Below are 13314 nucleotides of genomic sequence, written 5' to 3'. Positions count from 1 at the left end.
CTGCCTGCCCTATAGGACGCGCAGACCGGTTCCCGGAAGCCTTACAAAGTGCGCGGCTCGAACTGTTCAGTAGTCACCCCGACCCGCGCGAACATGCGCACCGAAGCTTCGGCGAGGCCCTGCGCGGAGTCGTACGGGTGGAGATACACGACCCGGCGAATACCGACCTGAATCAGCTCTTTCGCGCATTCGTTGCACGGGAAGTGAGTGACGTACGCGGTCGCGCCGGCGAGCTCGCGCAGGCTGCCACGGAAGTTTAGGACGGCGTTTCGTTCAGCATGAATGACGTACGGATATTTCGTGTCCAGGGGGTCGTCGCTGTCTTTGCCCCATGAGAAATCAGCGTCATCGAACCCGTTCGGGGTGCCGTTGTAGCCGAGACTCAGCACGCGCCGGTCCGGGGAGACGAGCGCCGCACCGACCTGCGTGCTGGGGTCCTTCGAGCGGCGCTTCACGATCTCCGCCATTGCCATGAACGTTTCGTCCCAGGTGGCGACCTCGGCCGCGGGGCGCCTAGACATCGCGCACCTCGGTCACGCGTAATGCGTTCGTCTGTCCGCACTCAGTACATTCGGACGGGACCGGAGCGGTGCCGCCGTGCCGGTGCAGCATTTTCAAGTGCTCATCACAGGTGGGCACCGGCGCTTGCGGCTCATCCCCGCACGGGCGCTCAATGACGACGTGAGCCGTCGGTGGGCGCAGACAGGGGCGCCCCCACGGGCAGCGTGGATGGTCGTGCTCAGTGCTGTTCAATCTTTGTTCCAGTCGATCGTGATGGGGGCGGTACGAGTGAGGTCGGCGCGCAGCGAGGAACGCACGAGCATGAGCATGCTTCCGAGCACGTTGTCTCCCGCTCCGCGGTGCTCGTCGCAGAGGCAGCGCCCCCAGAACGTGTCGTGCCAGTCGTTCCCTTCGAAAAGTGAGCGATCACCGGTAGCGAGGAGCTTTCGGGCAAGATCGGGGTGACGGTATTTCTGCCGGGTGAGCTGCAGCATTGTTTGCACACGCACATTCAGCCATTCATCGTGCGGGGTGACAGCTTGCCCGGCGCGCTTGGCCTGGCCGGCGCGCTCCAGTGTGCGGATCCGAGCGCGATACTCGGGCTCAAGCCGTTTCGCAGCCTGATACGCATGCTCGACCGTCGGGTAGCGCTCTCCGTCAAGAATGACCTCGGCGGACCAGAAGTTTGACAGGAAACGAAATTCTTTACTGAACGTGCGGATCGGGTCGGTAGACACGGTCTCTCCTTTCGCAGGAGACGCGAGTGCGCCGCCCTGTTCCCGCCTTATGGGACGCGCGCCCCGGGTCAGGGATCGACCCGGGGCGCGCGTCTTGCATGCGGTCTACGCGCGGCGACGGCGGCGGATGATGGCCATTCCGGCGGCCGCTAGGCCGAGCGCTCCTGTGGCAGCCATTCCGATTAGGCCAGTGTGCTGTGAAGCTGTGTTCGCGAGATTCTCGCCAGACGTGCCTTGCGAGTCCGTCGGATCGGCGGGCTGCTGGCCCTTTTCACCGGCGCCGGGCTTCTCGCCAGGCTGCTCCTGTTCGTCGTCCGTGCCTTCGTCAGTGGGAGGCGTAGTGCCGGGTTTCTCTGGGTCAACAGGGTCAATCGGCGGAGTGGGCTCGGGGGTCTCCGGCTCTGGCTTCTCCGGCTTCTCGGGGTCAACCGGGGGCTGGACGCCTCCGGAGTCCTTCACCGTGAACGATGCGCTTCCGGCGTACTTGCCGACGGTTTGTGAGTCGTTATCAGGAGTGCCCAGGTCTCCTAGACTGCTGTCGAACGAGACAACGTACTTACCGGGCGCAGTGAATACGAACTTGCCGCCTCGACGCTCGTAAGCGTCAGACGCGCGATAGTCCTCGTAGCCCAGCCTTTCAATCGACTCGAGCTCGACAAATTCGCCGTCAAGACCCACCGGCCAGTCGAAAGCTTCTTCGCCCGTGTTCGCGATACGACTGTACAGATTGTCGTAGCCGTTGGGGTCTTGCCAATCGCCCGGGCCGATGTCCTGGCTTCTCACGTTCAGGAAGGCGTCGCTGGGGCCTCCGGCGTTGTCGTGGCCCCAGGTGCGGTCTTTGATGACAGCAAGGCTCGAAATGTCAGAAATGCTGTTCTGTGAGAAGTCAACGTAGGCGAGCTTAGGGTGTTGCGAGAGCATGCTCACGTCAGAGATGTGGCCGTTGTACGCGTGAAGCTCTTCGAGGGACGTCGTTTTCAGCACGGGGGAGACGTCCGAGACGCTAGAACATCCGATGTGGAGCCGCTTGAGGCTGCTCATGCTCTCGATGAAGCCGATGCTGGTGAGGGGTGCGGCGTTGTCTAGCCTGCAGGACATGATCGTGAGAGATTCCAGCTTGGTGAGCGACGACAGCGCTGAGGCGTCAGGATCCGACGCGCTTGACACGTACAACTTGGTGAGGTTGGTAAGCGATGCCAACGGATCGAGGTCAGAGAACCTGCCCCCTGCGCCGTCTCCGTCCAGCATGAGATTCGTGAGCTTGGTGAGGCCATTGAGAGGCGAGAGATCAGCGTCGCTAGTGGCGGTGAGGGAAAGCGAGCCAAGCTGATTCAACGACGACAGTGGACCGTAGTTTGAAATACTGTTCTTCCCGAGCGAGGCTGCTTTGAGGTCTTTCACCTGCTCGAGCCCGACAAGGGACGTAACACCTTTGTCGAAACATTGAAGCTCCCTGGGGCCTCCTCGTTCGTACATTTCGTCCACGCATTTTTGCAGGGCGGGATCTTCCACTGTGACGGGCGAGGGCGGGTCGGCGGCGAATGCTGGGGTGGCGAGGCCGGTGACGGCGACGCCGGCGAGAGCGAGTCCGGAGAGAGACTTCGCTGCCGCGGTTTTGATCGGGCTGCTCATAACGAAATTGCCTCCTGTGGCAGATTCGCCCGGCGGTCGGGCGGCTCGCTAAGGGCGCATGCGAACCTGGCGAGCCGCCCGACTGGAACAACGACCGCAGCGCTACACGCGGCGTGGTCGTCGAGCGATCCCCAGTCCGACTGCCGCTAAGCCGAGCACGCCGGCAGCTGCGGCGCCGATGAAACCTGCATGCTGCGAGGCCGTGCTTGCGAGCTCTTCGCTAGGCGCGGCTTGCGAGTCCGTCGGAGCGGCGGGCTGCTGCTGGTCTTCTTCGCCGGCGCCGGGCTTCTCGTCGGGCTGCTCTTGGTCATCGTCCGTGCCATCATCGGTGGGTGGCGTGGTGCCGGGCTTTTCTGGGTCAACAGGGTCTACCGGCGGGGTCTCAGGCTCGGGGTTCTCCGGATCTACCGGGTCGATGGGAGGCGTGGCATCGCCCGTGACGACCACTGGGCCGACGTGTCCGGTGAAAGCGCCTTTGAGGAAGGGGTGCGAGAGCTCTCCCAGATCACTGTTGAACCGCATCTCAAAGTAGCCCGGCTCGGTGAAGACGACCTTTCCGTCTTTGAGCCCAAAGTCAGATGTCGGAGTGCGAGAGGAGTCGTTTCCGATTCGGTCTACCTGCAACTCAACGCGCTTGCCGTCGATGTCAACGGGCCAGTCGATCAGGCCGGTGCCGGTCTCGATCGTTGACGGCACCCCTTTTCCATTGATGAACTGGTTGTTCAAGCTCAGCACAGAGGGAATTGGCCCCACCGTCGAATCCTGAGTCCACATCCTGTCTTTCAGGAAGCCGAGGGCAGAGGCATCAGTGATCTGGTTTGAGTTGAGGGTTACGCTTCCCAGTTTGGGGTGCTGCTGCAGTACGGTGACGTCTTCATTTTTTAGCGCTCCGCCATTTACCGCCAAGCTCGTGAGAGATGGCGCGTGAAGCACTGGCGAAAGGTCTGTGACGAGAGCGCATGTGACACTGAGCTTATGGAGCTTGTCCAAGCCCTCGATAAACCCGATCGAGGGCACGCCTTGCGCGCCGTTTACGACAGAGGCGCCGCTCTCGCACCCCATAATGTCCAAGGCCTCCAGATTCGAGAGAGACGAAACAACGGAGAAGTCCTCGATCTTTGCCCCGTTAAAGCCGAGACGCTTCAGCTTCGTGAGATTCCCCAGTGACTCCAGGCTTGACGCAGAAAGTGATGATGAAATCCCCAGATCAGTGAGATTGGTCAGATTTTCAACGCTCGAAATATCAGTGACACGGCTGCTGCTCACACTCAGCGAAGTCAAATCTGTCAGGCCTGCGACGGGGCTCAGGTCGGAGAAGTCGGCATCGCCGATCGCCATGTACTTCAGGTCTTTCAGCTGCTCTACTCCGGCGATCGACTTGACGCCCTGGCTGAAGCAGTTCAGGCTCACTACAGGCCTGTCTCCCGCCTGTTCAAAGGCGTCATTCACGCATTTCTGCAGGGCAGGGTCTTCCACGGTGACGGGCGAGGGTGGGTCGGCGGCAAATGCCGGGGTGGCGAGGCCGGTGACGGCGACGCCGGCGAGAGCGAGTCCGGAGAGGGACTTCGCTGCCGCGGTTTTGATCGGGCTGCTCATAACGAAATTGCCTCCTGTGGCAGATTCGCCCGGCGGTCGGGCGGCTCGCCAAGGGCGCATGCGAACCTGGCTCAACAGTCGTGTTTCAGCAGCACGACGGACGCGCGCGCAAGCTACAGCAGCGGCGCGCGTCCCGGCATGACCCGGTCGGTCGCGTGCATGAGGAGGCGACGACGGTCCGTCAGCGTCTCGGCAGCGGTACGGGTGCGCAGATCGAACCGGTGGGTGTCCACGCGCGGATGGAACACATCCCCGTGCTCAGGGCGTGGGAAGCCGCGCAGGGCGATGGTGTGAAGCTCCCATGACCAGCCTTCGGTGCGGCGTGCGCCCCAGAAGTATGCGCTGCTGAGCGGTTCCCGACCGCGCGCGGCCGCCGCGCCGAGAGCACCGGTGAGCGGCACCGGGATTTTGGCATAGTTCCCGTTCTGCTCCCGCGCGGCTTCGTCCGTCCACGACGTCCAGCAGCGGGCGTCCGTGTGCGCGGCGCTCAGCCAGTGGTCGAACCGCGCATACACCGAGTCCCGGGCGCGCGGCGTCCAACGGTCCTCGGAAGCGTCGTCGGGATAGAACACCTGCCCCGTAGCGTCTGCGCCCGTGCCACCGCCGACCACGAACTCGACCGCGCATTCGCGGGTGCAGTCGGTGCCGCCCTCCCAGAAGCGCTCTTTCAGCCAGACTTTCTGGCTTGGCGGGAGCTCCAAGCGGCGGCGCACCCGCTGAGCGAGCTGACCTTCCAGCACGGTGCGCACCGTCTCAGTGCTGGACAGTGCGCTGTGCTGGTAAATGTCGTGCGAGGCCGCGCCGCGCAGCACAAGGCCCGCGAGCATCGGGTCGGTGGGGCGATGTTTCTTCGGGGGCACGGTGAGCTCCTGAGGACGGGGCGGGTTGATTGCCTGCTCTATGGGACGGGCGCAGGAGACCGGGCCTTGAACGACCACAAGGCGGCGCTGACTCGATGATCGCGTCAACGCCGCCTTGCTCGGGGCTCTGGTCTAGCTATGTTTCCGGCTGCCCGCTGTCGCCCCTGCGCCGCCGGGCACGACCAGGAAGCCCTGGTCAGATACTGCGTAGTAATCAACACCGTTTACGGTGCGGCAATCGTCAAGAAGTGCCATGGCGTTTACTGTCACTCCGGTGGTGAGTGAAGCAACGCGCTGCATGATGTCAGTTCGACCCTGAGGGATAACCTGCAGGACGTTTACGTCATAGGCGGTGGCTTCGGGAGTGCCGTTGACCATGCGATAGTTAGTCATAGCAATCGAAACAAGTGCGAGGGTTTCACCACGATCGTTGGTGGCGAATGCGATGGGCTTGGTGATTTCACCGTAAATCGAGCTTGAGTACATGGTGATACCTTTCGCTTTTGCGTATCCGGGCAAGGGCGTTTCCCTCCTGCCTGCACTATAGGACGCAGCCGCTGATCTCTTGCCGCCCAAGAGTCAACTACCTTGCTCGGCAAGTGTCCAGCAGCGCCCGGATCGCCTGAGTGAGACGTTCTGCGTCCGGGTCATTGGGGTGCAATCCGGCCAGTCCGTCAGCAGCGCGCGATGCTGTGCGACGCCAGGTGGCGGTAGGGGAGAAGCCGTGCCGGATGCGGTCGAGCTCTCCCGCAACTCCGCCCGCGGCGGCAGAACACGGCACACCGCGCGGCCGTTGGCGAGTGCTGAGAATGACCTGGTCCAGAACACCAGCCGCACGCAGCGCGTGCACGGTAGCGGGCATTTCGTCGTAGGCGGCGTCATGCTTCTCGAGCCTGGTCAAGTGACCGTGGCCGTGCTCCGTGTGTTGCTGCAGGTACCGGGTGGCGAGCGACACCAGGCTGCGGGCGCGGGGCACAGCGAGGGCGTTCAGTCGCACGGCGTATCCGTGCTCGGCATACTCGTGGGCCGTGATTAGCACTGCTTCGGTGCGCAGCGTGACTTCGAGCGCCACATGAGCGCGGCGGCGCAGGGCCTCGTCAAGCGCTCGTGACACCCATGCGCCGAGAGCCTGGTCGGTGTGCCTCGGCATTTCGCAGGGTCCGGCCTGGAGCAGCTCGTCGTATCGTGGATGGAACCGGCGTAGCTCGTCCCCGATGATCGGGACCGTGCCGTGGGGAAGGTTCAGCCGATCGCGGATGATCGTCGTCTTCCCCGCGCCGGGCTGGCCTCCCACGATAAGTAACTCCGGCTGCTCATGCTCGTGCGCGCGCCCGTCAAACAGCATGGGTGATACTGCGCGCCGGTATATCTCGTCCAGTTGGCGGGCCTCCAGCGGCTCGAAAGCCGCGCTCACGCCGCGTCCGCTGCGCGGTAGATTGCCAGGCCGAGCACATTGAATCCGTCATTGAACCCGTCGTACGCCACTTCTCGCCCGAGCGCGTACCGGGCCGTAGCGGTAGCGAGAGCGGGCGAAGCGGTCGATGACACCGCCACCGCGGTGCCCCCGTCGAAGATGAGCACGCGCGGGCGGAGCGCTCGCACCTGCTCGGTGGTCACTCCGCACGCGATTTCAATCGGCGTGAGGATGATGCTCGGGTCGACGGTCAGATCGGTCGGTTCAGGCACGGGGCGCTCCTTCGAGTGAGGGTGTTTCCCTCTCACCCGCGCTATGGGACGCGGCGCGTGCCCAGTCCTGCCTCGGCGTGGTCGGTCGCATTCGGCCTCCGCTCAGTCGAGCTAGAGCCAGCCCTTGGCCGTACCAGACGACGAGCGCGGCGAGAATGAGCCCGCCGCCTGCCGCCCAGAAGCGAGCGTCGAAGTCGGCGAAGCCAAGTGCTATCGAGGTGAAGCCCAGACCAGCGAGGACGCTGCGCACACGCCCGAGCCTGATAGTGCCTGGCGTGGCGGTCAGGGTGGACTTAGGTGTGACCGTGTTGATACTCGAGCTCACTTGAGGAAACGGTGTACTCACGGGTTTCCCTACTGATGTGCTCGGTGGCGTCTTGACGCGTAGCCCTGCGCCGCGAGAGAGCAGAGCGGCGAGAGCGACGATCACTACTCCGGCGACGCCGATCGCTACTCGACCGGGACGAATGCTGCTCAAGATGATCCTCCTTTAGCGAGAGCGTTTCCCTCTCACTGCCACTATGGGACGCGGTCGTGAATCTTCCGCTCTGCGCCAAAGAATCCACCGCATATGCGGCCGGACCTTGTTATGGGCCTGGCCGCTTATGCGGTGGATAGGTGTTCAGGCCTTTGACTACACTCGCTGGCGGCGGCGGCCCGCCAGCGCAGCCCCGGCGCCGGCGAGCGCCAGCAGCGATGCGGCGCCGAGCATCAGGCTGGTGCTGCCTGAGCCGGTGTGCGCCAGCAGGTCAGTGTTTGCGGCGGTGGGGCCGCTCAGGCCGGCGGTCACCACGCCCGAGGAGTCGCGCTGCGCTTCCTCATGCTGGCGCAGCGCCTCGGTGAGGGCCTTCTCGGCCTCCTCCTGCTCCTTCTGCGCTGCTTCCAGATCGGCCAACTTCTGGCGAGCATCAGCCTCGTTCTTGACGGCCTGGTCGTAGGCTGCCTGCGCGTCATCGACCTTCTGGTCGGCGGCGTCCTTGGCGGCCTGTTCTTTCGCGAGCACTTCCAGCGCCTCAGCGTGGAGGGCCTGAGCATCAGCCAGGTTCTTCTCGGCGACGAGCACACCGGGGCGGGCGGCAGCCTGGGCCTCAGCGAGCAGCGCGCGTGCAGCTTTCAGGGCTTCCTCTGCCGCGGTCACATCGTCCTGCGCGGCGCTCTGGTCATCGCGCAGTCCGTCGAGCACGGTGCGAGCGTCCTCAGCCTGGGTCTTCGCGTCCGCGAGATCCTGCTGAGCCCCGGCTACGGCCTGGTCAGCGTCAGCGGCTGCCGCGAACGCGTCGCGTGCCTCGGCCAGGTCAGCCAGAGCGCGCTCGTGGACGGCGGTGCTGGTGGCGAGCTGCTGCGACGCCGCATCGAGAGCACCCTGCGCGTCGGTCTCTGCTTGGGTGGCATCGGCATACTGCTCGTTCGCAGCATCCAGCGCAGCCTTCGCGTCGACAAGATCAACCACGCGCTGGTCAGCGGCCGTTTTTGCGCTGCGTGCGGCAGTGGCGCGCTCCTCCGCCGCGGTCTTGGTGGCCTGGGCAGCTTCACGGTCCGCCGTGGCTGCCGCGAGGTCGGCCTGCGCCTGCGCGTCAACAACAGCCTTCGCGTCCAGGTCGCTCTGCGCGGCCGACAGGTCGGTGGCAGCAGCATCAACATCTTGCTGGGCGGCGGTCACGTCAGCGGTGGTGACTGTGACCGCCGCGATCGCATCGGCGAGGGCACGGTCAGCGTCCTGCTGCGCGGCGGCAGCGTCTGTCGCCGCGGTGTTCGCGGCGGTGCGGCGCTCCTCGGCAGCGTTCAGGGCGGTGAGGGAGGCGTCGGCGCGCTGCTGCGCAGCCTCAATGGCGGCGAGCGCTTCTTCGTACGCGTCCTGTGCCCCGTTGATGCTGGACTGGTAGTTCAGCAGGCTTGCGAGGTAGTCCTCGGCTGACAGGGTGCGGCCCATGTTCAGGGAGGTGTTGCCCTTGCCCTTGATGGTGGAGCCAGAGTTGAAGACTTGGCCCTGGGTGGAGCCTTCGATAGCGAACCCGGTGACGGTGGAGTCGGGGTCGATGATGTTGAGGTAGTGTCCGATGTTGGGGTACAGGTCGGGGTAGGTGACGGAGATGTCGTACGCCGACATGGTGCTCAGGCCGGGGTACTTTCCGGACGCTACAGCGTCGTCGAACACGACTTTCTCGTTGTTGTACCAGCCGGTGAACGGGCTGGTGCCGAACTTGTCGTTGTAGCCGAACGCGAGGTTCTCCGATACGCCGCGGAACTGATCCGGGTGATTCCAGGTGGTGCGGGCGTGGTCAGTGTTTGCCATTGCGACGGCCATGAGGGTGTCGGTCACTTCGAGCGGTGCAAGGCCCAGCGAGGCGCGGATGGCGTTGCCCTCTTGGATGTACTGCAGCGCGCGGATCATGTTGGCGAGGCTGGTGGTGTCACTCACGGCCCCGAGATCAATGTTGTCGAGGTAGTGGGTGACGGTCGGGTCGGTGAGCACGCGGTACGCATCCGTCGCGCCCATCTGCTCGAAGTAGCCGGCCGCGCCCATCTGCGCGAGGCGCTCCGCGTTCTCAGCAGCGAGCTTCAGGTCAGCTGCGCGCTGCTTCGCATCCTGCAGGGCGGTGGAGGCGGCGGTGCGTTCGTTCTGGGCGCGGAGCAACTCAGCCGCCGCGTCCTGCTTCTCCGTCTGTGCTGCGCCCGCGAGCGCGTCGGCGGCGTCCTTCACGTCCTGCGCGAGGGCCTGATCCTGCTCAGCAGCGGCCTTCTCGGCGAGCGCCTGGGCGAGGTTCTTCGCGGCCGCATCTGAGATGGCCTGTAGGCGGTCGCGCCCGGCCTGTGACACGCTCTTGTCAGCGGCGGCGGCCTGGGCGGCCGCCTGCGCGCGGGTGAATGATGCCTCAGCATCCTGGGCGCTCTGCACGATGCCGGGGAGCGCATCCTTGGCCGCGTCGAGCTCGGTGGCCGCGTCTGCGGCAGCTTCGACCGCTTCGGCGACCTTCTCCGGGTCGTCAGCGTCGAGGGCGGCCTGCTTAGCCGCCTCCACACGCTCCGCCGCGTCACTGAGGGCGTCGGCCGCCTCCTGGGCCGCCTGCGCCTTTTCTTCGGCAGTGGCCTTGTCGGCGTTCTTCAGCGCCGCCGCGGCGCGATCGGCCGCCTCGAGGGCATCTTCATCGAACACTGATGCCTTGTCTTTGGCGTCCTGAGCCGCTGCTTCGGCATCGCGGAGCGCCTGCTCACTGTCGGTGACGTTCTGGTCAGCGCCTGCGGCGGCCTGCTCCTGCTCAGTCACAGCATCGGCAGCGCTCTGCAGCGCATCCTTGGCGTTCTCGAGCTTGCCGGTAGCCTCGGTGACCTTAGCGGTGGCATCCACCACGTCGGGTGTATTCGTGGCGGCATCCAAAGCCTGCTCAGCATCGGTCACGCCCTGCGCGGTGGTGTCCACGACGTCCTGCGCCTGGTCCACCTGCTCAGCGGCACCCTGCTGCTCGGTGCGGGCCTCTTCCAGGAGCACGCCAGCGTCAGAGACTTCCTGCACAGCGATGTCGATCTGCTCCTGCGCGGCAACATTCTCGGCCGGGGTAGCGGCGGCCGCGGCGGCTACGGCTTCCTCAGCGGCGACCACCTGATCCACCTCGACAGCCGGTGTCTCGACCGGGGCTGCTTCATCGCTCGCAAGGGCAGGGGTGGCGCCGAGGGCCGAGATTCCGGTCGCAGCGATGACGGCCGCGGCGGTGAGCTTGCCCGCAGCGGGGCGGGTGACGTTCTTCTTCAAAGTGTCTTCCTTTGGGTCGGGCTCGTCAGAGCCGGGTGGGGTCAAGCATGTTCCGCCTGGAGCTATGGGACGCGCCCGTCGATTTCTTGCTTCGCCCCATCTGTAACGCTGTCGGGGCCGCTGTTTTCCGTCTCGAACTGAGCGGTGATCTCGTCGATGACGGCCGCGGCTTCGCGGAACCTGATCACTATCGCGGCGAGAAAGACGGCGCAGGCGGTGAGCATGATCGGGGTGCTGTGCCAAAGGAACGCAGCTACAGCGAGGCCGCTGCCGACGAGGGTCAGGGCGACGCGGGAGCGGCGGATGCGCAGGATGCGCGGGGTGGTGATCATAGCGTGCTCCCTTCCTGATCGGCCTCGGCAACGCGGACCTCTTGCGCGGCGTGCCAGACGCTCAGCGGCACTTCCTCCCAGACGACACCGGTGCTGGCGGTGAGGTCGGCGGGCATCGCGGCGCGACATTCCGCGGCAGGCCAGCGGGTGTAGATTGCTTGTTCGTCCGGATCGAACGTGAGGGCGGGCCGGTACATCATCCCGGTCCCGAAGAACATGGAGGGCAGGCCGATGTGCTGTTCAGCTTCGGCGCGCAGGTCGATCCCGGCGAGCGCTTCGAGCTCCGCGGCGCGAGCTTTCCCAGCCTTGGTGCGCAGGTCCGGTTTCCAGAACCCTGTGTGCGCGTCGAGCCGCCAGCCGGTGCCGCCCGGCGGCTGTTCGCCTGACGCGCTGAGCACACCGGTGACCTTGTTTCGGTCGTCGCGCATGAGCGGGCGTTCGTCGATCTCCTCGCTGTCGTACTGGTACCGCTTCCCGACCGGTCCGAACTCGGCGAGCAGGGCAGCACAGTATTCCTTTCGCCGATCAGCGACGGCCTGGTCACGGGCGATGGCGTCACGCCACCAGGTGAGCGCGGCGGGGGAGATGGTGCGGTACACCAGGGCGGGCTGTTTCATGATGGATTCCTTTCGGCAGTGAGCCGGCGGTGAATGTCGGCGGCGATGTCGTCGTGCACGACAGGGCGGGCGTGCGGGTTAGCGGTGCGGCGGGTGCGGGCGATGTAGCCGAGCGCGAGTTCCGGGTGGCGGCGGTGCGCGGCGAGCGCGTCTCGTTCGGCGTGCCCGAGCCCGTCGAAGGTGGTGAACGCCGCGAACGCGCCACCCGCGAGGTTAATAAGGGTGCCGTCTTGAAGCTCTGGGATCCGGTCCAGGCGGGCGCGGCGGCGGAATAGACGCGCGCCGTATTTCTCCCGCAGTTCCGCCGCGAACGTGCGCGTGTCAGCCGTATGCTGGTCACCGTCCGCGAGGAGGTAGCCGAACGCGCCGTACCCGTCGAACGCTTTCTCCGGTTTCGTGGTGATGATCAGGGCGTTCAGGCTGCGGTTTGCCCGGATCCGTTCAATTCTGCGTGCCAAAGTGTTCTACTCCTGAGGTGCTGGGGCGGTGCCGGTGAGCGCTTGGCCGGGGGCGTGCGGGGTGGCTGGGAGCCCGAGAGCTGATTCGATCGCCCAGCGTGCAAGCCACCGGACCGAATCAGGGTCGAAGTCGGGCTGCCTGCTCGGGCTCCATGAGCCGTCGAGCATGATCGCGTCGGCGCCGTCGTGGATCCGATCCGCCGTCAGCTGAGCGGTGGCTGATCCCACCACGTCAACCCCGTCTGGGAATGCGGCGTGCAGCACGCGGCGAGCGGTGTCGAGATGTGACCCTTCTTCTCCTGCTTGCGCTTCGAGGCGGGCGGCGGCGGTGTGCAGGAGAGTGCCTGCGATCGGGGCGTGAAATTCAGACATGAGGTTGCTCCCTACTTCGCGCCGTCAGGCTTCTCGGCGGGTGCTCTGTCCGTCTCCGTGGGCTCTTCGTCTTCCGCGGGCTGGTTGCCGCGCAGGAAGCGCTGATGATCGAAGCCAGGACCGGGCACCCAGTGCTCGCACAGTCGGTCGTCGCCCGGGAACTGGTATTCGCGCAGCGCGACATAGTCGTTCTTCTCGAACGACCACTCCGTGTAAACAAGCGGGCTCCCGTACTCGCCGTCCGGGTCGGTGAGCGAGCTGGACGGCCGGATGCTGCCCCAGGCGGCGCCGCGGCCGGAGCCGAGCTCGGGCGCCCGCGAGCCGCACAGGATTGCGTCGGCAGTGGAACAGCTGACCTGGACGAAACCGTCGAGGTCGAACATGGGCGGCGTGCTCACAGTGGCCCCTTTCTGCGGGTCTTTCGGATTGCTTTCTTGCCCTATGGGACGCGGCGGGCACGATCCGCCAGTCGCATCCTGAGCCGCCATAACGGCCAGAACAGGGTCTTGAACCACCACCAGTCCGGGTCGAAGCGGCGGAAGTTCAGCGGCAGCGTCCGGGTGCCGCATTCAGCGCATCGGTGGAACTGCCAGCCGATGCGCCGCATCTCCCGACGGTACGCCCGCGCCTCGGCCTCCGTCGCCGGAGCACCGAGCGACGCCTCAGGGAATCGTTCATCCAGGGCGCGGTGCGCGGCGTAGTAGCCCGAGGAACCGTTCTGGCAGCCTGGCGGGCGGCGCTCCCAGGGGTAGGTGAGATCCATTCCGGGTCCGCT

The 13314-nt window shown here is 65.4% G+C and carries 16 protein-coding genes; all 16 read right to left on the bottom strand.

All coding sequences use genetic code 11. From position 1 onward, the window contains the following. Positions 1-41: 41 nt before the first annotated feature. A complete protein-coding gene (locus tag ACXR2T_RS06225; protein WP_458838724.1) occupies positions 42-521 on the bottom strand; it encodes a deoxycytidylate deaminase in 480 nt (159 codons plus the stop codon). A gap of 228 nt (positions 522-749) precedes the next feature. Beyond that, positions 750-1238, bottom strand: coding sequence for an NADAR family protein (locus tag ACXR2T_RS06220; protein ID WP_489945497.1), 489 nt, complete (start codon positions 1236-1238; stop codon positions 750-752). A 105-nt stretch (positions 1239-1343) separates the two neighbouring features. After that, entirely contained in the window at positions 1344-2870 is a 1527-nt protein-coding gene (locus tag ACXR2T_RS06215; protein WP_489945496.1) for a leucine-rich repeat domain-containing protein, read from the bottom strand. A 102-nt stretch (positions 2871-2972) separates the two neighbouring features. Then, complete coding sequence (locus tag ACXR2T_RS06210) at positions 2973-4466, bottom strand: leucine-rich repeat domain-containing protein (RefSeq protein WP_458838727.1); 1494 nt, start codon at positions 4464-4466, stop codon at positions 2973-2975. 113 nt (positions 4467-4579) lie between these two features. Then, positions 4580-5326 carry a hypothetical protein gene (locus ACXR2T_RS06205; protein ID WP_458838728.1) on the bottom strand — a complete coding sequence of 249 codons (747 nt, stop codon included), beginning with the start codon at positions 5324-5326 and terminating at the stop codon, positions 4580-4582. A gap of 132 nt (positions 5327-5458) precedes the next feature. Beyond that, the gene (locus ACXR2T_RS06200; RefSeq protein WP_489945495.1) at positions 5459-5845 is read right to left on the bottom strand and encodes a hypothetical protein; all 387 of its coding nucleotides are present in this window, start codon (positions 5843-5845) and stop codon (positions 5459-5461) included. Between the two features lie 64 nt (positions 5846-5909). Next, positions 5910-6740: a zeta toxin family protein gene (locus ACXR2T_RS06195; RefSeq protein WP_458838730.1), complete on the bottom strand. Its 831-nt coding sequence runs from the start codon at positions 6738-6740 to the stop codon at positions 5910-5912. Continuing rightward, positions 6737-7012, bottom strand: a complete 276-nt coding sequence (locus tag ACXR2T_RS06190; RefSeq protein WP_458838731.1) for a hypothetical protein — start codon at positions 7010-7012, stop codon at positions 6737-6739. The genes ACXR2T_RS06195 and ACXR2T_RS06190 overlap by 4 nt, the downstream gene beginning before the upstream one ends. Further along, positions 7005-7490 carry a hypothetical protein gene (locus ACXR2T_RS06185; RefSeq protein WP_458838732.1) on the bottom strand — a complete coding sequence of 162 codons (486 nt, stop codon included), beginning with the start codon at positions 7488-7490 and terminating at the stop codon, positions 7005-7007. Before ACXR2T_RS06185 ends, ACXR2T_RS06190 begins: the two co-directional genes overlap by 8 nt. A 156-nt stretch (positions 7491-7646) precedes the next feature. Then, the gene (locus ACXR2T_RS06180) at positions 7647-10760 is read right to left on the bottom strand and encodes a CAP domain-containing protein (protein ID WP_458838733.1); all 3114 of its coding nucleotides are present in this window, start codon (positions 10758-10760) and stop codon (positions 7647-7649) included. A gap of 62 nt (positions 10761-10822) precedes the next feature. Further along, complete coding sequence (locus tag ACXR2T_RS06175) at positions 10823-11092, bottom strand: hypothetical protein (RefSeq protein WP_458838734.1); 270 nt, start codon at positions 11090-11092, stop codon at positions 10823-10825. Continuing rightward, on the bottom strand, positions 11089-11709 hold the full coding sequence (locus ACXR2T_RS06170; protein ID WP_458838735.1) for a hypothetical protein: 621 nt from the start codon (positions 11707-11709) through the stop codon (positions 11089-11091). The genes ACXR2T_RS06175 and ACXR2T_RS06170 overlap by 4 nt, the downstream gene beginning before the upstream one ends. Next, positions 11706-12167, bottom strand: coding sequence for a hypothetical protein (locus tag ACXR2T_RS06165; protein WP_458838736.1), 462 nt, complete (start codon positions 12165-12167; stop codon positions 11706-11708). Before ACXR2T_RS06165 ends, ACXR2T_RS06170 begins: the two co-directional genes overlap by 4 nt. A gap of 6 nt (positions 12168-12173) precedes the next feature. Next, positions 12174-12539, bottom strand: a complete 366-nt coding sequence (locus ACXR2T_RS06160; RefSeq protein ID WP_458838737.1) for a hypothetical protein — start codon at positions 12537-12539, stop codon at positions 12174-12176. Positions 12540-12550: 11 nt separating this feature from the next. Further along, positions 12551-12937 carry a hypothetical protein gene (locus tag ACXR2T_RS06155; protein WP_458838738.1) on the bottom strand — a complete coding sequence of 129 codons (387 nt, stop codon included), beginning with the start codon at positions 12935-12937 and terminating at the stop codon, positions 12551-12553. A 41-nt stretch (positions 12938-12978) separates the two neighbouring features. Then, positions 12979-13302 (bottom strand): hypothetical protein, encoded by a 324-nt coding sequence (locus ACXR2T_RS06150; protein ID WP_458838739.1) that lies wholly within the window; start codon positions 13300-13302, stop codon positions 12979-12981. Positions 13303-13314: the final 12 nt, after the last annotated feature.

This window comes from Leucobacter faecis (assembly GCF_054456635.2).
The sequence above is the reverse complement of the archived record's forward strand: the minus strand, read 5'-3'. Positions and strand labels throughout refer to the sequence as shown.

Excerpts from the sequence above, each read along its gene's own strand:
- ACXR2T_RS06225 (WP_458838724.1), bottom strand. The coding sequence starts at position 521 with ATGTCTAGGCGCCCCGCGGCCGAGGTCGCCACCTGGGACGAAACGTTC.
- ACXR2T_RS06215 (WP_489945496.1), bottom strand. The coding sequence starts at position 2,870 with ATGAGCAGCCCGATCAAAACCGCGGCAGCGAAGTCTCTCTCCGGACTC.
- ACXR2T_RS06210 (WP_458838727.1), bottom strand. The coding sequence starts at position 4,466 with ATGAGCAGCCCGATCAAAACCGCGGCAGCGAAGTCCCTCTCCGGACTC.
- ACXR2T_RS06175 (WP_458838734.1), bottom strand. The coding sequence starts at position 11,092 with ATGATCACCACCCCGCGCATCCTGCGCATCCGCCGCTCCCGCGTCGCC.
- ACXR2T_RS06170 (WP_458838735.1), bottom strand. The coding sequence starts at position 11,709 with ATGAAACAGCCCGCCCTGGTGTACCGCACCATCTCCCCCGCCGCGCTC.
- ACXR2T_RS06160 (WP_458838737.1), bottom strand. The coding sequence starts at position 12,539 with ATGTCTGAATTTCACGCCCCGATCGCAGGCACTCTCCTGCACACCGCC.
- ACXR2T_RS06150 (WP_458838739.1), bottom strand. The coding sequence starts at position 13,302 with ATGGATCTCACCTACCCCTGGGAGCGCCGCCCGCCAGGCTGCCAGAAC.